The following is a 23,810-nucleotide window of genomic DNA, read 5'->3' on the forward strand; positions in this document are numbered from 1 at the left end:
AGGCGAGCTAGGCTCAACCTCTTTCACTTAATTTGTACGAACTGGTGTAATGAGCTGCATGAAGTCCTCGTCAGTATCTGCTGGCACAAGAGTAAATGGACGAACAGCTGAGATAAAGCTAATAGTCACCTTTTCGCTATTTAAAGCCTTAAGGGAATCAATCAAATAAGTTGGGTTGAAACTAATAGTCAAATCTTCACCAGTAACCTGATCAGTATCGATTTCTTCGTTTACTTTACCAACTTCTGGAGAGTGAACATGGGCGCTAACAACCCCATCTTTAATTTCAAGTTTCACAGTACCATTTTGAGTAGCACTTGATAAAAGACGAGCACGCTCCATTGACTGGCGTAGGTTTACCACATCAAAAGTAATAGTAGTATTAAAGTCTGTTGGAATCAAACGATCTGTATCAGGGTAGTTTCCTTCTAGGAGACGAGTGTAGAAGCTAATATTTTCGCTTCTAAAGAGGATTTGGTTATTAGCAAAGAAAATCTCTACAGTTTCGATATCATCTGTAAATACCGCTGAAAATTCGCGTAGAGAACGGCTAGGAATGACAACATCAAAATCATCACTATTTTTCTCAAGAGTTAATTTTTTCTGGCTTAGACGATGAGAGTCTGTTGCCACTGTTTTTAGCTCCTTGTGTTGACTCAATACAAAATGAACACCTGTTAAAATCGGACGACTTTCTTGTGTGCTTGCAGCAAAGGCTGTTTCATTGATAATTTTCTTGAGTAATTTTGTTTCAAGAATTAAAGGAGTGCTTGCTGAAATTTCTTGAATTCGTGGATATTGTTCGCTATCTTTTCCTTTTAAGGTAATTTCTGATTTGCCACTTGTTAAAACAATTTGATTTTGTTCAATTTCTTTAAAATCAAGAGTTACATCAGGTAGACTAGATACAACATTGATAAAGAAAGAAGCTTCAAGAAGAATTGAACCTAAAGAAGTAATTAACAAACCAGCATCTTCATTTTTTTGAGAAATAAAATTTTCAATTGAAATTTGACCATTTGAACCAATTAAAGTAACACCTTCATTGGTTACGTCAATTTTGACAGTTGATAAAATAGGAATAGCATTTTTAGAACTAATAGCTCTCTTAGTAGTATTTAATGCTTGTAGAAATAAATTTTTATTAATTGAAAAATGAATCATGGATTCTCCTTTATTTATTTTTAGTATTAGAAGGATAATAGTAATAATAGAGTCTGTGAAATCTGTGGAAAACAGACTTTAAACAAGTCATATCAAGTTTTTTGGCTTGTTTAAAAAATGTGGATAAAAAAGATAATAAAGTAAAAGTTATCCACAGGTTATTTAATTTTCTTTTTGATGGATTCAATTTCTAAACGTAAATTATCGTCTTCATCAATCAAAGATTTAATTTTGGCATGGGCATGAATAACTGTTGTGTGATCTTTACCACCAAATTCCTTCCCAATTTTTGGAAGACTATTATCTGTTAGTTCTCTAGATAAATACATGGCTACTTGACGGGCTAAAACAATATTTTGAAGGCGTCTGCTTCCCTTCATTTCTTTGACACTGACACCATAAAAATTACCGACTTCATTTTGGATTTTATCAATTGGGATGACGATGATTTGACTAACATCTTGTTTTCGAGCTCGAATAGCCTCTGCAGCGATATCGATTGTGATATCCTTGATTTTTTTTACTCTGGCAATTAAAGTGATGTCGTTGATTGCTCCTTCAAGTTCTCTGACGTTTGAATCAAATTGACCAGCTAGGTATTCTAGGGTATCACTTTGGAAATGGTAGTCTAAATGCTCTGTTTTGCTTTGTAAAATGGCAATACGTGTCTCAAAGTCAGGTGGTGTGATGTTTTGCGTCAAGCCCCAGCTAAAGCGCGTGACAAGTCTTTCTTCAAGGCCCTCTAAGTGTTTAGGGCTACGATCACTGGTCAGAACAATTTGTTTTTGATTGTTATGGAGAACATTGAAAGTATTGAAAAATTCTTCTTGAGTTGCAACTTTTTTTCCACTCAGCGATTGGATATCATCAATTAACAAGAGATCGAGGCTACGGTAGTTTTTTTTGAACTTATCCATTTCACCAAGTCTCAGATGTTCAAGAAAGTCGTTGATAAAGCTTTCAGCAGGGATGTACTTCACACGCGCATCAGGAATATTTTTCAAAATTTCATTCCCAATGGCATTAAGTAAGTGAGTCTTCCCAAGCCCAGGTCCTCCATAGATAAAAAGAGGATTATAGGTCAAGGCCAAATCTTCAGAGACAGCCAAGGCGGCTGATACAGCCCAAACATTTCCATCTCCTTGGATAAAATTATCAAAGGTATACTTTTCTTTTAATCCAGTATCCGAATAAGGAATAGATGCTAACCTTGGACTATAGTCATAAAGAGTTGAATTTGTAGCTTCTTCAACTTGTGAGGTAGTCGTATCTTGAGGTTTGGTGAAAATATAGTGGGGAGTTATTTCAGCATCATAAATCTCAAAACCAGCTACTACAATGATATCTTTTAGTTGTTTTTCCCAGACCATTTCCATTTCAGATCGTGGTAAAAATATAGTGGCAACATTTTCCTCTACCTTAATGAGTTCAGCTTGAATAGCATAGAAATCATACATGGATCGAGTCAGTCTTTCTTGAGCAAATTCTAATATACGATTCCAAAATTGTTTTTCTTTCAATCCATTCTCCTCCTTTACTATTTAAAAGTTTAATACTAGACCTATTTTACCATAGAAAACAAGAATTTTCCACAAGCTGTGAAAAATAATCCACAATGTTATCAAGTTTTATCCACAGATTGGGGATAAAGGAAGGAACTATTGATTTATTAAGCTTTTTATTAAAAAAAATAGTGGATAACCTTGTGATATAAAAAAATAAAAGAACAGCCTTATTTCAGGCTGTTGATAATTCTACTGTATTCTTCTTGATTTGAGAAAGCAATAATGATTTTTCCGCTATCTTTTTTAGACAGTTTGATTTCTACATCTAATCCGAGTAGTTTTTTTAACTGTTCTTCTTCATTTTGTATGAAATGATTCGTTTTTTGAAGTTTCTTTTGTTTTTTCTCTGTCAGAAGAGCTTCTAACTTCCTTACAGAAATGTCTTCCTCTATAATTCGTTGAAAGAAATAGTCTTGTTGTTCCTTATTCAAGCCAACTAGCGAACGCGCATGGGCTTGTGATAGTTTGCCATTTTCTACTTCTGAGAGGATCTGTTCTGGCAAGGACAGCAAGCGAATAGAGTTGCTGATATAAGGACGAGACTTGCCCATTTTATCTGCAATTTCAGCATGGGTAAATCCTTTCTCTACAAGAGATTCATAGGCGCGTGCTTCTTCTATTGGATTTAAATTTTCTCTTTGCAAATTTTCAATGATGGACTGGACCATCATCTCTTGATCTGAAAGCTGTTTAACAACAGCTGGGATAGACCTTAGACCAGCTAAAAGTGAAGCCCGATAGCGTCTCTCTCCTGCAAGGATTTCATAACCAATAACAGGAGATTGACGAACAATAATCGGTTGAATGACCCCATTTTCTTTGATAGACTGTGCTAGTTCATGTAGTTTTTCTCCATCAAATTCTTTTCGAGGTTGATAGGGATTTTTTTGTATATCTGTGATAGAAATCATTTCAAATTTTTCCATGATTCTACACTAACACATCTTTTATTTTATGTAAAGTTTTCTTTACATAGATGTCAATTAAGATTCTAAATCACCTGAACTCTTGTCAAGTTTAATAGATGTAGTCTCTTCTTTACCATTACGATAGTATGTTATTTTAATGGTGTCTCCGATAGAATGATTGTAAAGAGCACTTTGTAAGTCTGTTGATGAAGAAATGTCTTTGTCATCTACTTTTGTAATAACATCGTATTTTTCAAGGTGACCATTGGCAGGCATATTGCTCTGCACAGAACGAACAACTACACCAGATGTTACATTGCTTGGAATATTCAGTCTTCTAAGATCACTTGTATTAATATTTGAGAGATTGACCATTTGAATGCCCAAAGCTGGACGAATCACTTTTCCGTTCTTTTCTAACTGTTCAATAATATTGATAGCATCATTTGCAGGGATTGCGAAACCAAGGCCTTCTACAGATGTTCCTCCATTTGTGGCAATTTTACTTGAGGTAATTCCGATAACCTGCCCTTGAATATTGATCAGTGGGCCGCCAGAGTTACCTGGGTTAATAGCAGTATCAGTTTGGATAGCTTTTGTAGAAATGGCTTGTCCATCTTCAGATTTTAAAGATACATTTCGATTGAGACTAGATACGATACCTTGAGTGACAGTATTAGCGTATTCAGAACCTAACGGGCTACCAATGGCAATAGCAGTTTCTCCTACGGTTAGCTTACTAGAATCACCAAATTCAGCTACTGTAGTCACTTTTTCTGAAGAGATTTTTACGACAGCAATATCAGAGAAAGTATCCGCTCCGACGATTTCTCCAGGCACTTTAGTCCCATCTGACAAACGAATATCTACTTTGCTAGCGCCATTTATAACGTGATTGTTGGTGACAATGTAAGCTTCTTTGTCATTCTTTTTATAAATAACCCCAGAGCCTTCACTAGAGATTTGCTGAGAATCTGTGTTAGTATCATCATTACCAAATACGCTATTTTGTCTGTTTGCTGAATAAGTAATAACAGAAACAACAGCATCTTTTACTTTGTTAACAGCCTGTGTTGTTGAATTTTCGTTCTTATAGGCAGTCTGTGTAATGGTGCTATTGTTGTTCGAGCTACTTACACCACTTTTTTGAGTTAGTTGAGTTATTGAAAAACTACCCAAGGCTCCACTAAAAAAGCTAATGACGATAACGACTAATAATTGAAACCATTTTTTGTAAAATGTTTTTAGATGTTTCATATTTGCCTCCATTTGTTTGAAATTACTGAAAGTATAAACTGACTAGCTTAATTATAACTTAAACACAAAAGTTTTTCACAGATTGTGGATAACTTTCAAAAATCTGTGGTTTTCTCGGCTAAAATTAACCTTTTATTTTGTGAATAAGGTGTGAAAAAATAGAGAATATGTTAGAATAGAGTCATGAAAATTAAAGTTGTAACAGTTGGGAAACTGAAAGAAAAGTATTTAAAAGATGGTATTGCAGAGTATTCAAAACGAATTTCTCGATTTGCTAAGCTTGAAATGATAGAGCTAGCAGATGAAAAAACACCAGATAAGGCCAGTGAATCAGAAAATCAAAAGATTTTAGAAATAGAAGGTCAGAGAATTTTATCAAAAGTTGGTGACCGTGATTTTGTTATTGTGTTAGCCATTGAAGGGAAAACTTTCTCCTCAGAAGAATTTAGTAAGCAGTTAGAAGAAGCTTCTATAAAAGGATTTTCTACCCTTACTTTTATTATTGGGGGAAGTTTAGGATTGTCATCATCGGTAAAAAATAGAGCCAATCTCTCTGTTAGTTTTGGCCGTTTAACCTTGCCCCATCAGTTAATGAGACTAGTCCTTGTTGAACAAATCTATCGGGCTTTTACAATACAGCAGGGATCACCCTATCATAAATAGAAAATTGACTTTTAATTGAATTTTTGGTAGAATTATTGTGTTAGGTCTCATAGCTCAGCTGGATAGAGCATTCGCCTTCTAAGCGAACGGTCGCAGGTTCGAATCCTGCTGGGATCAATATCAATATAGTAGCAAAGCTGGGAATTTTCCCGGCTTTTTTCTTAAAAAAGTACACTTGGGGAGAAAAAAATGACAGTTGAGAGAATTTTATCTAAAACGAAATTCCATTTTGTATAATAGTTTTTGTAAGTTAGCTTACAAGAAAAAACATTGAGGAGATTTTATTATGAAAAACACAGTTAAATTGGAACAGTTTGTAGCCTTGAAAGAAAAAGACTTGCAAAAGATTCAAGGTGGGGAGATGAGGAGATCAAATAATAATTTCTTTAATTTCTTAAGAAGAATATAAAGGAGTAGGAGAATGAATTTTTTCTTAGTAGTAGATTTTATAGTATATTTTTTTATTATTAGTCACAGTTACCGTTTAATTTGTAAAGGTCAAATAAATAGAAAAGAATTATTCTTTTTTGGTGCTTATACATTACTAGTAGAAGTAGTACTTGGCCTTCCCTTTTATCTTCTATATTTAGATGGGTTAGGGATTGAAATATTTTTATTTCCTTTGGGCTTATATTCCTATTTTCGATGGATTAAACAGTACGAGAGGGATAGCGGATTATTCCTAAGTTTACTACTATCTCTTTTATATGAGAGCACTCATAACTTTCTGTCCGTAACTTTCTCCTCTATAACAGGAGATAATTTTGTTTTACAATATCATGACCCATTCTTTTTCGTTGTAACGGTGTTGACCTATTTTGTTGTCTTAAAAATCATTCATTATTTCCACTTAGAACTAAACTATTTTGACAAAGATTACCTCTATCCTTTCTTGAAAAAAGTATTTTTTGCTTTACTACTGCTCCATATTGTATCTTTCGTTTCAGATATGGTAAGTACGATTAAACATTTGAATAGTTTTGGAAGTATTTTATCATCTATTGTTTTCATCTCGTTACTTTTGACCTTCTTTGCAATGAATTCTTATAAAGAACAAATGGAAAAAGAGATTGCTTTGAAGCAGAAGAAATTTGAACAGAAACATTTACAAAACTATACAGATGAAATTGTCGGTCTGTATAATGAAATCCGTGGTTTTCGACATGACTATGCTGGGATGCTTGTCAGCATGCAGATGGCAATTGACAGTGGTGATTTACAGGAAATTGACAGAGTTTACAATGAAGTTTTGGTCAAAGCAAATCATAAACTACGTTCAGATAAGTATACTTACTTTGATTTGAACAACATAGAAGACTCAGCTTTACGAAGTTTGGTTGCTCAGTCAATTGTCTATGCTCGAAATAACGGTGTGGAGTTTACACTGGAAGTAAAAGATATAATTACTAGATTACCAATAGACCTGTTGGATTTAGTTCGTATCATGAGTGTTTTATTGAATAATGCTGTCGAAGGATCGGCTGATAGTTATAAAAAGCAAATGGAAGTAGCAGTTATTAAGATGGAAACTGAAACAGTTATTGTGATTCAGAATTCATGTAAAATGACGATGATTCCTTCAGGAGATCTATTTGCTTTAGGATTCTCAACTAAGGGAAGAAATCGCGGAGTAGGATTAAATAATGTGAAAGAGCTACTAGATAAGTACAACAACATTATTTTAGAAACAGAGATGGAAGGCAGTACATTTAGACAAATCATTAGATTTAAGAGGGAATTTGAATGAAAGTTTTAATTTTAGAAGATGTTATTGAACATCAAGTGAGACTAGAGAGAATATTGGATGAAATTTCGAAAGAATCGAATATTCCAATATCATACAAGACAACGGGAAAAGTTCGTGAATTTAAGGAATATATCGAAAATGATGAAGTAAACCAGCTTTATTTTCTAGATATTGATATTCATGGAATTGAGAAAAAAGGGTTTGAAGTTGCCCAGTTTATTCGTCACTACAATCCTTACGCTATTATCGTCTTTATCACCAGTCGATCAGAGTTTGCGACTCTAACCTATAAATACCAGGTATCAGCCCTAGATTTTGTTGATAAGGATATTAATGATGAGTTATTTAAGAAGAGAATTGAGCAAAATATCTTCTACACGAAGAGTATGTTACTTGAAAATGAAGATGTGGTAGATTATTTTGACTACAATTACAAGGGAAATGATTTAAAAATTCCTTACCATGACATTCTGTATATTGAAACGACAGGAGTTTCTCATAAATTGCGCATTATTGGTAAGAATTTTGCAAAAGAATTTTATGGTACCATGACAGATATTCAGGAAAAGGACAAACATACTCAGCGATTTTATTCTCCTCATAAGTCATTTTTGGTAAATATAGGCAATATTAGAGAAATTGACCGAAAAAATCTAGAAGTTGTTTTCTATGAAGATCATCGCTGTCCTATTTCAAGGTTAAAAATTAGAAAATTGAAAGATATTTTAGAGAAAAAATCTCAAAAGTGATTGACAATTAGTAAGAAATTGATATAATGGTTATATCTGCTACAGATAGAAGGTCCGTTGGTCAAGGGGTTAAGACACCGCCTTTTCACGGCGGTAACACGGGTTCGAATCCCGTACGGACTATTTTATCCGCCATAGCTCAGTTGGTAGTAGCGCATGACTGTTAATCATGATGTCGTAGGTTCGAGTCCTACTGGCGGAGTATAGATAAAAGGGAACACAACTGTGTTCCTCTTTTTGTATCAATTTGTATCACCAAGCATCTTCATAAGGAAGTCTGTTATTTCTTGAGGACTTTCTTTTTTTCCATGTGCAATCCAAGTTTGGCAGACACCAAAAAGTGCGTGAGTTAGATAGATGCTACTGTATTCTAATTCAGTGGTATTGAGATTCAGTTGCATAAATCGCTTTTGTAAATCTGTACTGAGCATGATATGAAGTTTATTTCGTAAGAAATTTTGGATTTCTTTGGTCCCATTTTCAGAAAGAAGAGCAGCCAGAAGTGGTTCTGATTCTAGATATTCAAATACTTCTAAAATAGCGTCTCTTTTGTGATGAGCATGTTTTTGAAAAATATATTCAAATGTATGAAATAGCTTGCTTTGATAGTGCTCAATCATATCATACTTATCCTTATAGTGAGTATAGAAGCTGGAACGACTAATTCCAGCTTTTTCTGCTAACTTGACAGTAGAAATTTGATCAAATGGTTGTTCCATCAGTAACTGTACCATAGCATTTTCAATAGTTCGCTTTGTTTTTAAGCGTTTATTACTTTCTTTCATATTTCCTCCTTATAAACAAATTAGACTATATGTCTAAAAATAGATTTTTTATCTTGTAATTTAGATTTTTTAATGTATAATCTATTATATCAAAATTTTAGACAATATGTTTAAAAAGGAGAAGCTATGTTTAAAGAATGGAAAGCAATTTTTAAAAAACCAACCTTTATTATTGTCATGATAGGAATTTCTCTTATTCCCGCTATGTACAATATCATATTTTTGTCATCAATGTGGGATCCATATGGTCAATTGTCTGACTTACCTGTGGCAGTTGTCAATAATGATAAAGAGGCTTCCTATAATGGTAATAGCATGTCTATAGGAAAAGACATGGTGTCCAATTTAAAAGAAAATAAAACCTTGGATTTTCATTTTGTAGATGAAGAAGGTAAGAAGGGTCTAGAAGACAGTGATTATTATATGGTAGTGACTTTACCAAGTGATCTATCTGAAAAAGCAGCTTCTATTTTAACGGATCACCCAGAGCAAATGCAAATCGATTATCAGACTTCAAGTGGTCATAGCTTTATTGCAAGCAAGATGAGTGATTCTGCAATGACACAATTAAAGCAGAATGTTTCTACCAATGTAACCGAGACCTATACTAAAGCTTTATTTAACAAAATGATTGATTTAAAGGATGGTATGAATCAAGCAGCTTCAGGCAGTGAAAAATTAACTGATGGAGCGAATCAGTTAGTGGCAGGAAGTCAAACATTAACTACTAACCTACACTCTTTAGCAGATTCAAGTTTAACATTTTCAAATGGAACGGAGCAGTTTACTAAAGGATTATCCCCTTATGCCTCTGGTGTTGAACAACTTCATCTTGGCTTAGGGAATTTTAATAGTGGTTTAGTTACATATACTGGTGCAGTGAGTCAATTAGATAGCGGATTAGGTCAATTATCTTCTAAAAGTCCTGAATTAGTAAGGGGAATCAATCAACTATATACTGGTGTAGAGTCCTATACTGGCGGTGTTTCTCAGCTCAATGCTGGTCTTAATCAATTTTCATCTGGTGTTAGTGCCTATACAAATAGAGTGGGAAATCTTGCAACAGGTGCTAATCAGTTATCTAATCAATCAGCTACACTTCGAATGGGTGTGGAGCAATTAAGTGAAGGAATTCAACAACTTTCTAGTAAGTTAGATGCTTCGTCTGAGCAAAAAGATCAAATTAATCAATTATTTTCTGGTTTGAATCAGTTAAATCAAGCTATTCAAAATATTGATGTTGGAGATACAAAACAATTAGATTCTGTTTTATTAAGTATAGTATCTCTTTCTAATCAAATGTTAGCAAGTGCTCAGTCTGATAAAGCGACTACATTAGCCAATATTCAATCGACAGCAGCTTATCAATCATTGACAAGTGAGCAACAAGCTGAGATAAGCGCTTCTGTATCTCAAAATTCGACTGACAGTATTCAATCGGATCAGTCAATTATAGCTTTAGTACAAGGTTTACAGGGAAGTTTGGAAAACTTACAAAATCAATCTTCAAATCTTTCGACATTAAAAAATCAAGCTAATCAAGTATTACTTATTGCTTCTACTTCTTTGACAGGATTGTCAAGTGGATTAACAGAGATACAGGGAACATTGACGAGTAAATTAGTTCCTGCTAGTCAGTCGATTACATCGGGGGTAAATGCATATACTGCAGGTGTTGATAAAATTTCTCAAGGCGCAAGTCAACTAAGTGAAAAGAATTCCACCTTGACAGGTAGTTTGAACCAATTAGTTTCAGGCTCAACTACCTTGACACAAAAATCTTCTAACTTGACAGCAGGAGTTGGTCAATTAGTTGAAAAAACTCCAGAATTAGTGTCTGGTATTGAAAAATTATCAACTGGCTCCAATCAATTGAATCAAAAGAGTCAAGAATTAATGGCAGGAGTTGATAAATTGCAGTTAGGATCGGGCCAATTAGCTGATAAATCCAGTCAGTTACTTTCAGGTGCGTCTCAATTAGAGAATGGAGCTAATAAATTGGCAGATGGAGCTGGGAAACTAGCAGAAGGTGGAACAAAGTTAACTTCTGGATTGGAAGGTTTACAGACAGGAGTTACTTCTTTGGGACAAGGATTAAGTAATGCTAGTGATCAACTTAAATCAGTATCAACGGAATCTAAAAATGCAGAGGTTTTGTCAAATCCACTCAATCTTTCCAAAACAGACAATGGCCAAGTTCCTGTAAATGGAATCGCAATGGCTCCTTATATGATATCAGTTGCTCTCTTTGTTGCAGCAATATCAACGAATATGATATTTGCGAAGTTGCCTTCAGGACGTCATCCAGAGAGTCGTTGGGCTTGGTTGAAATCTCGAGCAGAAATAAATGGTATTATAGCTGTTTTGGCAGGAATTTTGGTATATGGAGGAGTTCATCTTATTGGTCTAACAGCTAATCATGAGATGAGAACATTTATTCTCATTATCCTAACAAGTTTAGTATTCATGTCCATGGTGACCGCTTTAACAACATGGAATAGCCGTATAGGAGCTTTCTTCTCACTTATTTTGCTTTTATTACAGTTGGCATCAAGTGCAGGTACTTACCCACTTGCTTTGACAAATGATTTCTTTAGAGCCATTAATCCTTGGTTACCAATGAGTTATTCAGTTTCTGGATTACGACAAACAATTTCTATGACAGGAAATATTCATAATCAAGTTATTTTCCTTGCCGTGATACTAGCTCTATTTATTGGTTTAGGTATGCTAGCCTATCAACCTAAGAAAATGGAAGAAGATTAAAAAAAAATCGACCGATTAATTGGTCGATTTTTTATGCCTTAGATGACTTTCGTCTGTGATTATAGATTCCAAATAGTAAGAGAGAAGTAAAGGAACAGATTGATCCAGTAATAAAACCATTGGGAATGAAGGAAAGTGTAATAGTTCCTTTCCCCTTGGGAACATCAACTTTCATAAATCCAGTTTGAGCTTGTTTAATTTCTATTTTCTTACCATCTTGGTAGGCAGACCAACCTTTGTCATAAGGAATGGTGAAGAAAATGGACGTATCTTGTTGGACATCATATGTAGCAAAAACCTTATTTTTAGAAGTTGATACTGTGACAGGTTGTTCTTTGATTTTTTGAATTGCCTCAGTTAAAGTTTTGGTATATAAACGGTAGAAGGTAGGAGATTCAAATGATACTTGTGAATTTCCAGGGAAGCTAACATTAATATTGAAAGTTTTTTTCTCTTTTGTATAGCCTAGATTAAAGAAGGAGAAAACATTATCAGTTGTAAAAGTCTTTTTTTCACCATTTACAAGAATGTCAACCTTCTTTTGTTTATCATTAGAAGAGTGAAGGTTTGTGAAAGAAAGATAAACTTGGCTGTTTTCTGGTGCCTCAATTTGATACTGGATTGCTGCATCCTCATTTGAAGAACTTGTAACACTAATCAAATCATCAGTATTTTCTGTTTTGTCATAAGGGATTGGATAAAAATAATCAAAATTGACGTTAGCAAGTTGATTTAAAAATGAGGCCTGATTATCCAAGGTATGTTCATTGAACTTGACATCATTGTAAACAGATTGACTAGCAAATGCAATCGGAAGAGAGTATTGATTTTCATATAGGGTAAGATTATCTTTTTGATAGATATCTTTAAAACCATACTTATCAATAGTACTGTCTGAGATATTGTACTGGATACCAAATAAACTATCAGCCAAGATACTATTATTTGCATAGCGGAGATTGAGATTAGTCCCAGAGGATTTAAACCCAAGTTTATCCAAAGTAGAGCTTGCTGAACGATTTCGAACAGATGAAAATTGAGAGATTCCATTGTAGTTGAATTTCATACTGTCATTTCCTGTCTGAGTTTCTAGTTTCTCAGTACGAGTAAATTGATTCTCAATATATGTTGAGAAAGATTCCATAGCTGGGATATCTCTACTATAAGCACTTCGAGAAGCAAATCCCCATTCCTTAGCAATTCCGTCCATTTGAGATGAAGCATTTAAACTCATTTCAACCATTATAAATAAAGAGATTAGAATGGTAAACAGATTCACAGAGATAAACTTTTTGATAACTGCAAGGAGTAAAAGCGAATAGACAATCAAAAATTCAAGAGTAAGCAGAATATTCAAATCTGTTAAAAAAGAATAATGTGATTTTAGATAGATGGTAGCTAAAAATCCTATTACTATAAGAAAAAGCGAAACTAAAAAATTCCAGACTTTAAGTTCTTTCAGACGCTTTAAGACTTCTGCTGCTGTGTAAATTAACAAGGTAGAGAAAATCCAAGCATAGCGATGTAAAAACATGTTTGGAGTATGCATGCCTTGCCAAAATAAATCAAGAGCTTCTATATAAAAGCTAGCAATTAGAAATGCAAAGAAGATTGCATAGATAAGTTTCACGTGAAACTTAATGGATTTCAGCGTAAAAAATAAAATGGTCAAAATAAAGGGAAGTAGTCCAACAAAAATCATTGGAATGGCCCCATACTTTGTTGTGTCAAAGGAACCAATGAATTGCTTAGCAAAGAGATCAAGATACCAGCTACTTTCAGTTTGAAACTTTGTAACTTCAGTTAATTTTTCTCCATGTGTCTGTAAATCAAACAGAATAGGAAGAGTCAGAATCAAACTAGCCATACCAGCTAAAAAGGAGGTCACGACAAAATCAAGAACAGATGATTTTCGGGTTTTAAAGTCCCACGAAATTTGACAGAGATACCAGAAAATAAGAAACAATGCTGTCATATAGCCAAAATAATAGTTTTGGATAAATAAGATTGACAGACTTGTAAAGTACAATAGGATTTTTTTTTCAGTTATCAGTAGATGTAAACCAGTTATAATTAAAGGAATCAAGATAAAAACATCTAGCCAGGTTTTTATCTCTAATTGACTGACAGTGAAACTCATCAAAGCATAGGAAGTAGATAAAGCTAGTTTTAAAGGCTTAGGAATCGATTGAAATAATTTATTTAAACTAAAGTAAGTTGACAGTCCAATCAATCCAAATTTTAAGAGAGTTGTCAGATAGACAGCATCAGGCATATTAGTTAGATCAAAAAAGTAAACTAGTGGTGAAAGGAAACTACCCAAGTAATAACTAGATAGGGCATAGAAATTTAATCCGAGGCCACTTGTAAAGGTGTAAAACAAACTACCATTTCCATGTAGGATATTTCTTAGAGCTATATCAAAAATAACGTATTGATGAAAGCCATCTCCTAATAGAGGAGAGTTGTCGCTATTCCAGTAGATACCTTGAGATAGATATACTCCTATCATAATGATTATGGGAATGATAAAAGAAACAAAATAGGTCCAATATGTTTTAAAAAATAATTTCATGTTACCTCATAAAATGTTAGAAAACTCAGCTGGTTAACCCAACTGAGTTTTGAAGTTTTATTTAGTCTTTCCAAAGTTCTTTAACTTTTGCTTGTACTTCTGCATTTTCTAGGAATTCATCATAGGTTTCATCGATACGGTCAATGACGCCATTTTTAGACAAGACAATGATATGGTTAGCTAGAGTTTGAATAAATTCGTGGTCATGACTGGCAAATATGATTGATTCTTTGAAGTTTTTCAATCCATCGTTCAAGCTTGAGATAGATTCCAAGTCCAAGTGATTGGTTGGATCATCAAGTACAAGGACATTTGATTTCAAGAGCATGAGTTTTGAAAGCATGACACGCACTTTTTCTCCCCCTGACAAGACATTTACAGGTTTGTTAACCTCATCTCCAGAGAAGAGCATACGGCCGAGGAAGCCACGTAGGAAAGTATTGTCATCTTCTTCTTTACTTGCGAATTGACGCAACCAATCAAGGATTGACTCTCCCCCTGCAAAATCGGCCGAGTTATCTTTTGGCAAGTAAGAACGGCTAGTAGTAACTCCCCATTTGACAGTTCCTTCATAGTCAATGTCCCCCATGATTGCACGAATTAATGCAGTCGTTTGGATGTCATTTTGACCAATAAGAGCTGTCTTATCACCTGGACGCAAGATAAAACTGATATTATCTAAAATAGTCTCACCATCAATCTTTACAGTTAGATTTTCTACTGTCAGGAGATCATTACCAATCTCACGCTCCGCTTTAAAGTTGATAAATGGATATTTACGACTAGATGGCACAATCTCTTCTAGCTCAATCTTATCAAGCATTTTCTTACGTGATGTTGCTTGTCTTGATTTGGAAGCATTGGCAGAGAAACGAGCTACGAATTCTTGCAATTGCTTAATTTTTTCTTCTGCTTTAGCATTACGGTCTGCTAGCAATTTAGCAGCGAGCTCAGAAGATTCCTTCCAGAAGTCATAGTTTCCGACATAGAGTTTGATTTTTCCAAAGTCAAGGTCGGCCATGTGAGTGCATACTTTGTTTAAGAAGTGACGGTCGTGGGATACTACGATAACAGTGTTATCAAAATCAATCAAGAAGTCTTCTAGCCATGTAATTGATTGGATATCCAAACCGTTGGTAGGCTCGTCCAAAAGAAGAACATCGGGTTTACCAAAAAGTGCTTTAGCAAGGAGAACTTTTACTTTTTCACCGTTGGCCAATTCGCTCATATTTTGATAGTGCAATTCTTCTGGGATATTTAGGTTTTGAAGGAGTTGAGAGGCTTCACTTTCTGCTTCCCATCCTCCAAGCTCGGCAAACTCTCCTTCAAGTTCGGCAGCACGCACTCCATCTTCATCTGAGAAATCTTCCTTCATGTAGATGGCATCTTTCTCTTTCATGATGCTATAAAGTTTTTCATTTCCCATGATAACAACATCAATGGCACGTTCATCTTCATAGTCAAAGTGATTTTGACGAAGAACAGAGAGACGTTCATCTGGACCAAGAGATATGTGACCAGTAGTAGGTTCGATATCTCCAGCTAAAATTTTTAAAAAGGTTGATTTTCCGGCACCATTAGCACCGATTAATCCATAAGTATTTCCTTCTGTAAATTTGATATTGACATCATCAAAAAGTTTGCGATCACTAAAACGTAGTGAAACATCAGATACTGTAAGCAATATTTTTCTCCTATATGTGTAATATATTTATTCTACTAGAAAATACGGAAATATTCAAATTTTTATCTGTCAATTTTATGTAAATTAGGTTTACAGTATTCTTTACACGGTTCCGTAAATAGCAAGGTTGATTTATTTTGATAAATTTCGGTTATTTCATTAAAAAAATGCTATAATTGAAGGGACCATATCGAAGGAGAACAAAATGACTAAACCCATTATTTTAACAGGAGACCGTCCAACAGGAAAATTGCATATTGGCCATTATGTTGGAAGTCTCAAAAATCGAGTATTATTACAGGAAGAGGATAAGTATGACATGTTTGTGTTCTTGGCTGACCAACAAGCTTTGACAGATCATGCTAAAGACCCTCAAACCATTGTAGAATCTATCGGAAATGTGGCTTTGGATTACCTTGCAGTTGGATTGGATCCAAGTAAGTCAACTATTTTTATTCAAAGCCAGATTCCAGAGTTAGCTGAGTTGTCTATGTATTATATGAATCTGGTTTCATTAGCACGTCTAGAGCGTAATCCAACTGTCAAGACAGAAATTGCTCAGAAAGGATTTGGAGAAAGCATTCCGACAGGATTCTTGGTCTATCCAATAGCTCAAGCAGCTGATATCACAGCTTTCAAGGCTAATTATGTTCCTGTTGGGACAGATCAGAAACCAATGATTGAGCAAACTCGTGAAATTGTTCGTTCGTTTAACAATGCATATAACTGTGATGTCTTGGTAGAGCCGGAAGGTATTTATCCAGAAAATGAGAGGGCAGGGCGTTTGCCTGGTTTAGATGGAAATGCTAAAATGTCTAAATCACTCAATAATGGTATTTATTTAGCTGATGATGCGGATACTTTGCGTAAAAAAGTAATGAGTATGTATACAGATCCAGATCATATCCGCATTGAGGATCCAGGTAAAATTGAAGGAAATATGGTTTTCCATTATCTAGATGTTTTCGGTCGTCCAGAAGATGCTCAAGAAATTGCTGACATGAAAGAACATTATCAACGAGGTGGTCTTGGTGATGTGAAGACAAAGCGTTATCTACTTGAAATATTAGAACGTGAACTGGGTCCTATTCGTGAGCGCCGTATCGAATTTGCTAAAGATATGGGAGAAGTTTATAATATGCTTCAAAAAGGTAGTGAAAGAGCGCGTGAAGTTGCAGGTCAAACCCTATCTGAGGTTAAAGGAGCAATGGGACTTCATTACTTTAACTAAGTTTATTTTACAAGAAACTATCATTTCTATCAGAAAGAAAAGATAGTTTTTTATTTACCCCTGTAACATTTGACAAATTTTTATAGAATGGTATGATAGATACAATATAAAAAGAGTCAAGCTCAAAAAGAAAGAAAAGAGGAAACTTCGAATGTCTAATTGGGACACTAAATTTTTGAAAAAAGGTTTTACCTTTGATGATGTATTGCTTATTCCAGCTGAAAGTCATGTGTTGCCTAACGATGCTGATTTAACAACTAAATTGGCAGATAATTTGACTTTAAATATCCCAATTATTACCGCTGCCATGGACACAGTTACAGAGAGTCAAATGGCCATTGCTATTGCTCGTGCAGGCGGTCTCGGAGTTATCCATAAAAACATGTCAATTGCTCAACAAGCAGAAGAGGTTCGTAAGGTAAAACGTTCTGAAAATGGAGTTATTATTGATCCGTTCTTCTTGACGCCTGAACATACAATTGCTGAAGCAGATGAGCTTATGGGTCGTTACCGCATCAGTGGTGTTCCAGTTGTTGAAACACTTGAAAATCGTAAATTGGTTGGTATTTTGACAAACCGAGATCTTCGTTTTATTTCAGACTATAACCAACCAATCTCAAATCATATGACCAGTGAAAATCTTGTTACTGCTCCTGTGGGTACAGATCTTGCAACAGCTGAGAGTATTCTTCAAGAACACCGTATTGAAAAGCTTCCTTTGGTAGATGAAGAAGGTCGTCTTTCTGGTTTGATTACTATCAAAGATATTGAAAAAGTTATTGAGTTTCCAAATGCTGCTAAAGATGAGTTTGGTCGTCTACTAGTTGCAGGTGCAGTAGGTGTTACTTCAGATACATTTGAACGTGCAGAGGCTCTTTTTGAAGCAGGAGCGGATGCGATTGTTATTGATACTGCACATGGTCATTCTGCAGGTGTCTTGCGTAAAATTGCTGAGATTCGTGCTCACTTCCCAGATCGTACTTTGATTGCTGGAAATATTGCTACTGCTGAGGGAGCGCGTGCACTTTACGAAGCAGGTGTGGACGTTGTCAAGGTTGGGATTGGACCAGGTTCTATCTGTACGACTCGTGTGATTGCTGGTGTTGGTGTTCCGCAAGTAACAGCTATCTACGATGCTGCAGCTGTTGCGCGTGAATATGGTAAAACGATTATTGCTGACGGTGGAATCAAGTATTCTGGAGATATTGTAAAAGCCCTTGCTGCAGGTGGAAATGCAGTTATGCTTGGATCAATGTTTGCTGGAACTGATGAAGCTCCAGGCGAAACTGAAATCTTCCAAGGACGTAAGTTTAAGACTTACCGTGGTATGGGATCAATTGCTGCTATGAAGAAAGGTTCAAGCGATCGTTACTTCCAAGGTTCTATCAATGAAGCAAACAAACTTGTTCCAGAAGGAATTGAAGGTCGTGTTGCTTATAAAGGTGCGGCAGCTGATATTGTCTTCCAAATGATTGGAGGTATTCGCTCTGGTATGGGTTACTGTGGTGCAGCTAACCTTAAAGAACTACACGATAATGCTCAATTTATTGAAATGTCTGGTGCTGGTTTGAAAGAAAGCCATCCTCATGATGTACAAATTACTAATGAGGCACCAAATTATTCTATGTAAAAAACAATGAAAAGAACTCCCGTGGAAACAGGAGTTCTTTTACAATGTTGTCAAGTTTCATTTACAATAACTTTACCATCTTGAATAGTGAAAATACTTAGATTTTCTGGCAGATTTCGAAGATGATCTAAGCTTGTTGTTGTAATAAAGGTTTGGATTGACTGAGAAATCGTTTCTAATAATTTTAGTTGTCGAGTGTTATCAAGTTCGCTCATAACATCGTCAAGCAGTAATATTGGAGATTCTGTAGTAATACTTTCCATTAATTCGATTTCTGCTAATTTTATCGAGAGGACGAGACTACGATGTTGACCTTGACTTCCAAAACTAGCATCCATCCCATTTATATAAAAAGAAATATCATCTCGATGAGGACCAACACCAGTATTCTTCTTAAATAAATCTCTGGACCTACTTTTTTCTAAAGAAATTTTGAAAGATTCTGATAAGTCTTCTTTGTCAGTTGGCTTTACAGAAGATTGATAGGATATTGACAGCTCTTCAATCTGATTAGAAAGTTCAAAATGTTTCTTACGACCAAATGCTTCTAGTTTTTTTATGAAATCTAAGCGGTGATTCATTACACGACATCCATAATCAATTAGCTGATCATCTAAGACTGAAAGGAAGGTTTCATCTATTTTTTGAACTGATTTTAGATAAGTGTTTCTTTGTTTTAGGATGTGGTTATAATTGGTTAAGTCTGATAGATAGATGGGCTTAATTTGTCCAAGCTCCATATCAATGAATTTTCGTCGAACTGAAGGTGATCCTTTAATTAGTTGTAGATCTTCAGGAGCAAATAAGACAACATTCATGTGTCCGACATAATCTGAAAGGCGTGCCTGTTTTAAGTGATTAACTTTTGTTACACGGCCTTTTTGTGTTAGTTCGATTTCGAGGGGAATAGACCCAGTTTTTTTCTGAACGAGACCTGAAAGATGAAGTTGTTCCTCATCAAAATGAATGAGATTTTTATCTGTTCGAGTTCGATGACTACGCGTTAAGGCTAAAAAATAGATAGCCTCTAACATATTTGTTTTACCTTGTGCATTGCGTCCTAAAAAGATATTTAATTTAGGATTAAAGTCTATTTTCGTCTCTTTGTAGTTACGAAAAGTTTTGAGAGATAGGTGTTGTAGCCACATGATTATCTACCAGGGAATCGTGGAGCTTGTTTGATTTTTGGTGATGAAATAGGTTTAGAGTTGTCTTTTTTTACTCCTTTATTCATCTCCTTAACAAGTTTAGCGATTCGTTCTTTTTCAACTTTATCAGCTTGGTATTCATCTTGTTCTTCAGAAGTAGGTTGTGTCAACAAGATGTCAATATTCATGTCAGGGATGTCAACTTTATCGCCAATACGAAGTTTTTTACCACGACGACTCTCTAATTCCCCATTAAAGTAAACAGAATATTCAGAGAGAAATGATTTGATAGCTCCTCCGCTATGTGTAATTCCAAGTTCTTTGAGTAGTGCTTGGAGGGTAATAAATTCTTCAAATAATTTGTATTCCATAATTCACCTCAATCTTTGGTATTATACCATATTTTCCTAAAAATAGTTAGAGAAACAAGGAATAATGTAAGCGATTTTTATTTCAAAAGTGTTACAGAGAACAAGAAAATTTCAGGTTTTCGTGATATAATAGAAGTCTGTATATAAGGAGGTAAATCATGGAGTTAGTGCATGGAATTTCAACACATTTTATCCAATCAAAAAAGTTTAAAACGAACAAAATCACCGTGCGTTTTACCGCTCCATTATTCCTTGATACGATTGCAGGTCGCATGTTGAGTGCGAGTATGCTAGAGACTGCTAATCAGATGTATCCCACTTCTCAAAATTTGAGAAGACATTTGGCCAGTCTATACGGTACAGATATGTCAACCAATTGTTTCAGAAGAGGGCAAAGTCACATTGTAGAATTGACATTTACCTATGTTCGTGATGAGTTTTTAAGTAGGAAAAATGTTCTAACTTCTCAGGTTTTGGAACTTGTAAAAGAAACTCTTTTTTCACCGGTAGTAGTTGACAATGGGTTTGATTCGGCCTTATTTGAAATTGAGAAAAAACAATTGCTAACAAGTTTAGCAGCTGATATGGATGATTCTTTTTATTTCGCACATAAAGAATTAGATAATTTATTTTTTCATGATGAACGTCTCAAATTGGAATATAGTGATTTACGAAATCGTATTTTAGCTGAAACTCCACAAAGTTCTTATTCTTGTTTCCAAGAATTTTTGGACAATGATCGAATAGATTTCTTTTTCCTAGGTGATTTTAATGAGGTTGAAATTCAAAATGTATTAGAATCATTTGGCTTTAAAGGTCGAGAAGGAGATGTGACGGTTCAGTATTGTCAACCTTATTCCAATATCCTGCAGGAAGGTATGGTTCGGAAAAATGTGGGACAATCCATTTTGGAATTAGGTTATCATTGTCCTTCTGAATATGGTGATGAGCAACATTTACCCATGATTGTAATGAATGGTTTACTTGGCGAATTTGCTCACTCTAAACTATTTACAAATGTCCGTGAAAATGCTGGATTGGCTTATACTATTTCAAGTCAGCTCGATTTGTTTAGTGGATTCTTGAGGATGTATGCTGGTATCAATCGAGAAAATCGGAACCAGGCTCGTAAAATGATGAATAATCAACTGATTGATTTAAAAAAAGGATATTTTACAGAGATTGAGTTAGAGCAGACCAAAGAAATGATTCGTCGGTCTTTATTACTTTCTCAAGATAATCAATCTTCATTGATTGAACGTGCTTATCAAAATGCCTTACTTGGAAAATCTTCAGCAGACTTTAAAAGTTGGATTGCAAAACTCGATCAAGTTGACAAAGAGGCTATTTGTAGAGCAGCTAATAATGTGAAACTACAAGCGATTTACTTTATGGAAGGAATAGAATGACAAAGGTTGTTTTTGAAGAAAAATACTATCCAGCTGTAAAAGAAATAGTTTATCGAACTCGTTTGTCAAATGGATTGACAGTTGCTCTTTTGCCTAAAAAGGAATTTAAAGAGGTTTACGGTAGTGTAACTGTACAGTTTGGTTCGGTAGATACGTTTGTCACAGAAGTTGACGGAGATGTAGAAGAATATCCTGGAGGAATTGCTCATTTTCTTGAACATAAATTATTTGAGAGAGAAGATGCTAGCGATTTGATGTCAGCTTTTACGAGTCTAGGTGCGGATAGCAATGCCTTTACAAGCTTTACAAAAACAAGCTATCTTTTTTCAGCAACGGATCATTTTTTAGAAAATTTAGAGTTACTTGATGAATTGGTAACATCAGCACATTTTACTGAAGATTCCATTTTAAGAGAGCAGGATATTATTCAGCAAGAACGAGAAATGTATCAAGATAATCCAGATTCGTGTTTATTCTTTTCAACTTTAGCGAATTTGTATCCTGGGACACCTTTAGCAACTGATATAGTTGGAAGTGAGGAGTCCATTTCCCAAATCAATCTAACTAATTTGCAAGAAAATTTTACAAGGTTTTACAAACCTGTAAACATGTCTCTATTTTTAGTTGGCAATTTTGACGTGGATCAAGTACAGGACTATTTTGAAAGAAAAGAACTGGAAGATTTAGATGTTCAGGAAGTAGCAAGAGAAAAGTTTGTTTTACAAGATGTAAAGCACACAGACAGTATGAGAATGGAAGTGTCTTCTCCCAAACTAGCGATTGGTGTTAGAGGTAAGAGAAAAGTTGCTGAGGAAAATTGCTATCGATATCATATTTTATTAAAATTATTATTTGCAATGATGTTTGGTTGGACTTCGGATCGTTTTCAGAAATTATATGAATCAGGTAAAATTGATGCGTCCTTATCTCTTGAAGTTGAAGTAACAAGTCGTTTTCATTTTGTTATGTTGACAATGGATACAAAAGAGCCAGTTGCGTTATCTCATCAGTTTAGGAAGGCCATTCGTAATTTTAAAAAGGATTTAGATATTACAGAGGATCATCTAGATACTATAAAAAGAGAGATGTTTGGAGAATTTTTCAGTAGCATGAACTCTCTTGAATTTATTGCAACGCAATATGATGCTTTTGGACAAGGTGAGACAATCTTTGATTTGCCGAAAATTTTACAGGAAATTACTTTAGAGGATGTCCTTGATGCTGGACACCATTTAATAGATGATGGTGACATAGTTGATTTTACAATATTTCCATCATAGCAACCTATCATAATCGACACTAGAAAGAAGGAATGACAAGTATGAGGAAAAAAACAATTGGTGAGGTTTTACGTTTAGCTAGAACCAACCAAGGGTTAACTTTAGAAGAATTACACAAAAAAACAGAAATTCAGTTGGATATGTTGGAGGCAATGGAAGCTGATGATTTTGATCAACTTCCTAGTCCATTTTACACTCGTTCTTTTTTGAGAAAGTATGCGTGGGCAGTTGAGCTAGATGAGAGAATTGTCTTGGATGCTTATGATTATGGGGGCATGATTACTTATGAGGAAGTAGATGTTGATGAAGACGAGTTTACAGGTAGGAGACGTTCCAGTAAGAAAAATAAGACATCATTTTTACCTTTATTTTATTTTATACTCTTTGCCCTATCGATTGTCATTTTTGTGACTTATTATGTTTGGAATTATCTCCAGAATCAACCGGAGAATTCATCTACGTCTAGTTATAGTGTAGTCCAAGAAACAAGTTCGACTAGTTCTGTAACTCCATCTTCAAGTAGTGGTTCATCAAGTAGCTCTTTGAATATTGAACCAGTTATAAGTGTATTAGGTGAAGGAAATTATGTAGAAATCGCTTATAAAACAAGTAAGGAAACTGCAAAATTGCAATTATCGGTTTCAGATGCTAGAAGTTGGGTTAGTGTTTCAGAAAGTGAGCTTGAGGGTGGTGTGACCTTATCACCGGATAATAAAAGTGCGGAAACAGCAGTTTCAACAAAAAATCCTGTGACCATTACTTTAGGTGTTGTCAAAGGTGTTGCTTTAACAGTAGATAATCAGACTGTTGATTTATCGAAATTAACAGCTCAAACTGGACAAATCACTGTAACCTTTACTAGAAATTAAGGAAAAACG

General features: G+C 34.9%; 19 protein-coding genes and 3 tRNA genes. 13 read left to right on the forward strand and 9 right to left on the reverse strand.

Annotation, left to right across the window (positions count from 1 at the left end):
- Positions 1 to 27: 27 nt before the first annotated feature.
- The 4 genes from dnaN to EII37_RS01995 form a co-directional block, all read right to left on the reverse strand.
- A complete protein-coding gene (gene dnaN / locus EII37_RS01980) occupies positions 28 to 1,164 on the reverse strand; it encodes a DNA polymerase III subunit beta (protein ID WP_042751910.1) in 1,137 nt (378 codons plus the stop codon).
- A gap of 158 nt (positions 1,165 to 1,322) precedes the next feature.
- The gene (gene dnaA / locus EII37_RS01985; protein WP_124787421.1) at positions 1,323 to 2,684 is read right to left on the reverse strand and encodes a chromosomal replication initiator protein DnaA; all 1,362 of its coding nucleotides are present in this window, start codon (positions 2,682 to 2,684) and stop codon (positions 1,323 to 1,325) included.
- 212 nt (positions 2,685 to 2,896) lie between these two features.
- Positions 2,897 to 3,655 carry a ParB/RepB/Spo0J family partition protein gene (locus EII37_RS01990; protein ID WP_084950576.1) on the reverse strand — a complete coding sequence of 253 codons (759 nt, stop codon included), beginning with the start codon at positions 3,653 to 3,655 and terminating at the stop codon, positions 2,897 to 2,899.
- Between the two features lie 57 nt (positions 3,656 to 3,712).
- Positions 3,713 to 4,894, reverse strand: a complete 1,182-nt coding sequence (locus EII37_RS01995; RefSeq protein ID WP_124787422.1) for a S1C family serine protease — start codon at positions 4,892 to 4,894, stop codon at positions 3,713 to 3,715.
- Positions 4,895 to 5,077: 183 nt separating this feature from the next.
- On the opposite strand from EII37_RS01995, the gene rlmH reads away from it, so the two are divergent.
- From rlmH to EII37_RS02030, 7 genes are all read left to right on the forward strand, one after another.
- Positions 5,078 to 5,557 (forward strand): 23S rRNA (pseudouridine(1915)-N(3))-methyltransferase RlmH, encoded by a 480-nt coding sequence (rlmH, locus tag EII37_RS02000; RefSeq protein ID WP_033682541.1) that lies wholly within the window; start codon positions 5,078 to 5,080, stop codon positions 5,555 to 5,557.
- Between the two features lie 43 nt (positions 5,558 to 5,600).
- Positions 5,601 to 5,674, forward strand: a tRNA-Arg gene (locus tag EII37_RS02005).
- Between the two features lie 169 nt (positions 5,675 to 5,843).
- Positions 5,844 to 5,966, forward strand: coding sequence for a competence-stimulating peptide ComC (comC, locus tag EII37_RS02010; protein ID WP_033682539.1), 123 nt, complete (start codon positions 5,844 to 5,846; stop codon positions 5,964 to 5,966).
- A 12-nt stretch (positions 5,967 to 5,978) separates the two neighbouring features.
- Positions 5,979 to 7,304: a competence system sensor histidine kinase ComD gene (gene comD, locus EII37_RS02015; RefSeq protein ID WP_124787423.1), complete on the forward strand. Its 1,326-nt coding sequence runs from the start codon at positions 5,979 to 5,981 to the stop codon at positions 7,302 to 7,304.
- Positions 7,301 to 8,053, forward strand: a complete 753-nt coding sequence (gene comE / locus EII37_RS02020) for a competence system response regulator transcription factor ComE (protein WP_124787424.1) — start codon at positions 7,301 to 7,303, stop codon at positions 8,051 to 8,053. Before comD ends, comE begins: the two co-directional genes overlap by 4 nt.
- A gap of 51 nt (positions 8,054 to 8,104) precedes the next feature.
- Positions 8,105 to 8,176, forward strand: a tRNA-Glu gene (locus EII37_RS02025).
- Between the two features lie 5 nt (positions 8,177 to 8,181).
- Positions 8,182 to 8,255: transfer RNA gene (locus EII37_RS02030), tRNA-Asn, on the forward strand.
- Between the two features lie 40 nt (positions 8,256 to 8,295).
- Here the strand turns inward: EII37_RS02030 and EII37_RS02035 are convergent.
- Positions 8,296 to 8,838 carry a TetR/AcrR family transcriptional regulator gene (locus EII37_RS02035; RefSeq protein ID WP_000665088.1) on the reverse strand — a complete coding sequence of 181 codons (543 nt, stop codon included), beginning with the start codon at positions 8,836 to 8,838 and terminating at the stop codon, positions 8,296 to 8,298.
- Between the two features lie 126 nt (positions 8,839 to 8,964).
- Between EII37_RS02035 and EII37_RS02040 the strand changes: the two genes are divergently transcribed.
- Positions 8,965 to 11,604, forward strand: a complete 2,640-nt coding sequence (locus tag EII37_RS02040) for a YhgE/Pip domain-containing protein (RefSeq protein ID WP_124787425.1) — start codon at positions 8,965 to 8,967, stop codon at positions 11,602 to 11,604.
- Between the two features lie 31 nt (positions 11,605 to 11,635).
- On the opposite strand, the gene EII37_RS02045 is transcribed toward EII37_RS02040, so the two are convergent.
- On the reverse strand, positions 11,636 to 14,179 hold the full coding sequence (locus EII37_RS02045; RefSeq protein ID WP_124787426.1) for a YfhO family protein: 2,544 nt from the start codon (positions 14,177 to 14,179) through the stop codon (positions 11,636 to 11,638).
- A 61-nt stretch (positions 14,180 to 14,240) separates the two neighbouring features.
- Positions 14,241 to 15,863, reverse strand: a complete 1,623-nt coding sequence (locus EII37_RS02050; RefSeq protein ID WP_000958774.1) for an ATP-binding cassette domain-containing protein — start codon at positions 15,861 to 15,863, stop codon at positions 14,241 to 14,243.
- A 205-nt stretch (positions 15,864 to 16,068) separates the two neighbouring features.
- On the opposite strand from EII37_RS02050, the gene trpS reads away from it, so the two are divergent.
- Both trpS and guaB read left to right on the forward strand, forming a co-directional pair.
- The gene (gene trpS, locus EII37_RS02055; protein ID WP_124787427.1) at positions 16,069 to 17,094 is read left to right on the forward strand and encodes a tryptophan--tRNA ligase; all 1,026 of its coding nucleotides are present in this window, start codon (positions 16,069 to 16,071) and stop codon (positions 17,092 to 17,094) included.
- A gap of 151 nt (positions 17,095 to 17,245) precedes the next feature.
- Positions 17,246 to 18,724: an IMP dehydrogenase gene (guaB, locus tag EII37_RS02060; RefSeq protein WP_124787428.1), complete on the forward strand. Its 1,479-nt coding sequence runs from the start codon at positions 17,246 to 17,248 to the stop codon at positions 18,722 to 18,724.
- Between the two features lie 50 nt (positions 18,725 to 18,774).
- On the opposite strand, the gene recF is transcribed toward guaB, so the two are convergent.
- Both recF and yaaA read right to left on the reverse strand, forming a co-directional pair.
- Positions 18,775 to 19,872 (reverse strand): DNA replication/repair protein RecF, encoded by a 1,098-nt coding sequence (gene recF, locus EII37_RS02065; RefSeq protein WP_124787429.1) that lies wholly within the window; start codon positions 19,870 to 19,872, stop codon positions 18,775 to 18,777.
- 2 nt (positions 19,873 to 19,874) lie between these two features.
- Positions 19,875 to 20,243, reverse strand: coding sequence for a S4 domain-containing protein YaaA (gene yaaA, locus EII37_RS02070; protein ID WP_124787430.1), 369 nt, complete (start codon positions 20,241 to 20,243; stop codon positions 19,875 to 19,877).
- A gap of 158 nt (positions 20,244 to 20,401) precedes the next feature.
- Here yaaA and yfmF point away from each other — a divergent pair, with 158 nt between their 5' ends.
- The 3 genes from yfmF to rodZ are packed head-to-tail and all read left to right on the forward strand — an operon-like array spanning position 20,402 to position 23,801.
- Positions 20,402 to 21,652, forward strand: a complete 1,251-nt coding sequence (gene yfmF / locus EII37_RS02075) for an EF-P 5-aminopentanol modification-associated protein YfmF (protein WP_124787431.1) — start codon at positions 20,402 to 20,404, stop codon at positions 21,650 to 21,652.
- Positions 21,649 to 22,932, forward strand: a complete 1,284-nt coding sequence (gene yfmH / locus EII37_RS02080) for an EF-P 5-aminopentanol modification-associated protein YfmH (protein WP_124787432.1) — start codon at positions 21,649 to 21,651, stop codon at positions 22,930 to 22,932. Before yfmF ends, yfmH begins: the two co-directional genes overlap by 4 nt.
- Positions 22,933 to 22,973: 41 nt before the next feature.
- Positions 22,974 to 23,801, forward strand: a complete 828-nt coding sequence (gene rodZ, locus EII37_RS02085) for a cytoskeleton protein RodZ (protein ID WP_124787433.1) — start codon at positions 22,974 to 22,976, stop codon at positions 23,799 to 23,801.
- Positions 23,802 to 23,810 lie beyond the last annotated feature (9 nt).

This window comes from Streptococcus sp. OH4692_COT-348, assembly GCF_003859975.1.
Classification (GTDB): domain Bacteria; phylum Bacillota; class Bacilli; order Lactobacillales; family Streptococcaceae; genus Streptococcus.

Excerpts from the sequence above, each read along its gene's own strand:
- comD (WP_124787423.1), top strand. The coding sequence starts at position 5,979 with ATGAATTTTTTCTTAGTAGTAGATTTTATAGTATATTTTTTTATTATT.
- trpS (WP_124787427.1), top strand. The coding sequence starts at position 16,069 with ATGACTAAACCCATTATTTTAACAGGAGACCGTCCAACAGGAAAATTG.
- rodZ (WP_124787433.1), top strand. The coding sequence starts at position 22,974 with ATGAGGAAAAAAACAATTGGTGAGGTTTTACGTTTAGCTAGAACCAAC.
- comE (WP_124787424.1), top strand. The coding sequence starts at position 7,301 with ATGAAAGTTTTAATTTTAGAAGATGTTATTGAACATCAAGTGAGACTA.
- EII37_RS01995 (WP_124787422.1), bottom strand. The coding sequence starts at position 4,894 with ATGAAACATCTAAAAACATTTTACAAAAAATGGTTTCAATTATTAGTC.
- yfmF (WP_124787431.1), top strand. The coding sequence starts at position 20,402 with ATGGAGTTAGTGCATGGAATTTCAACACATTTTATCCAATCAAAAAAG.
- EII37_RS02045 (WP_124787426.1), bottom strand. The coding sequence starts at position 14,179 with ATGAAATTATTTTTTAAAACATATTGGACCTATTTTGTTTCTTTTATC.
- EII37_RS02040 (WP_124787425.1), top strand. The coding sequence starts at position 8,965 with ATGTTTAAAGAATGGAAAGCAATTTTTAAAAAACCAACCTTTATTATT.
- recF (WP_124787429.1), bottom strand. The coding sequence starts at position 19,872 with ATGTGGCTACAACACCTATCTCTCAAAACTTTTCGTAACTACAAAGAG.
- comC (WP_033682539.1), top strand. The coding sequence starts at position 5,844 with ATGAAAAACACAGTTAAATTGGAACAGTTTGTAGCCTTGAAAGAAAAA.
- EII37_RS02035 (WP_000665088.1), bottom strand. The coding sequence starts at position 8,838 with ATGAAAGAAAGTAATAAACGCTTAAAAACAAAGCGAACTATTGAAAAT.
- dnaN (WP_042751910.1), bottom strand. The coding sequence starts at position 1,164 with ATGATTCATTTTTCAATTAATAAAAATTTATTTCTACAAGCATTAAAT.
- guaB (WP_124787428.1), top strand. The coding sequence starts at position 17,246 with ATGTCTAATTGGGACACTAAATTTTTGAAAAAAGGTTTTACCTTTGAT.
- yfmH (WP_124787432.1), top strand. The coding sequence starts at position 21,649 with ATGACAAAGGTTGTTTTTGAAGAAAAATACTATCCAGCTGTAAAAGAA.
- rlmH (WP_033682541.1), top strand. The coding sequence starts at position 5,078 with ATGAAAATTAAAGTTGTAACAGTTGGGAAACTGAAAGAAAAGTATTTA.
- EII37_RS01990 (WP_084950576.1), bottom strand. The coding sequence starts at position 3,655 with ATGGAAAAATTTGAAATGATTTCTATCACAGATATACAAAAAAATCCC.
- yaaA (WP_124787430.1), bottom strand. The coding sequence starts at position 20,243 with ATGGAATACAAATTATTTGAAGAATTTATTACCCTCCAAGCACTACTC.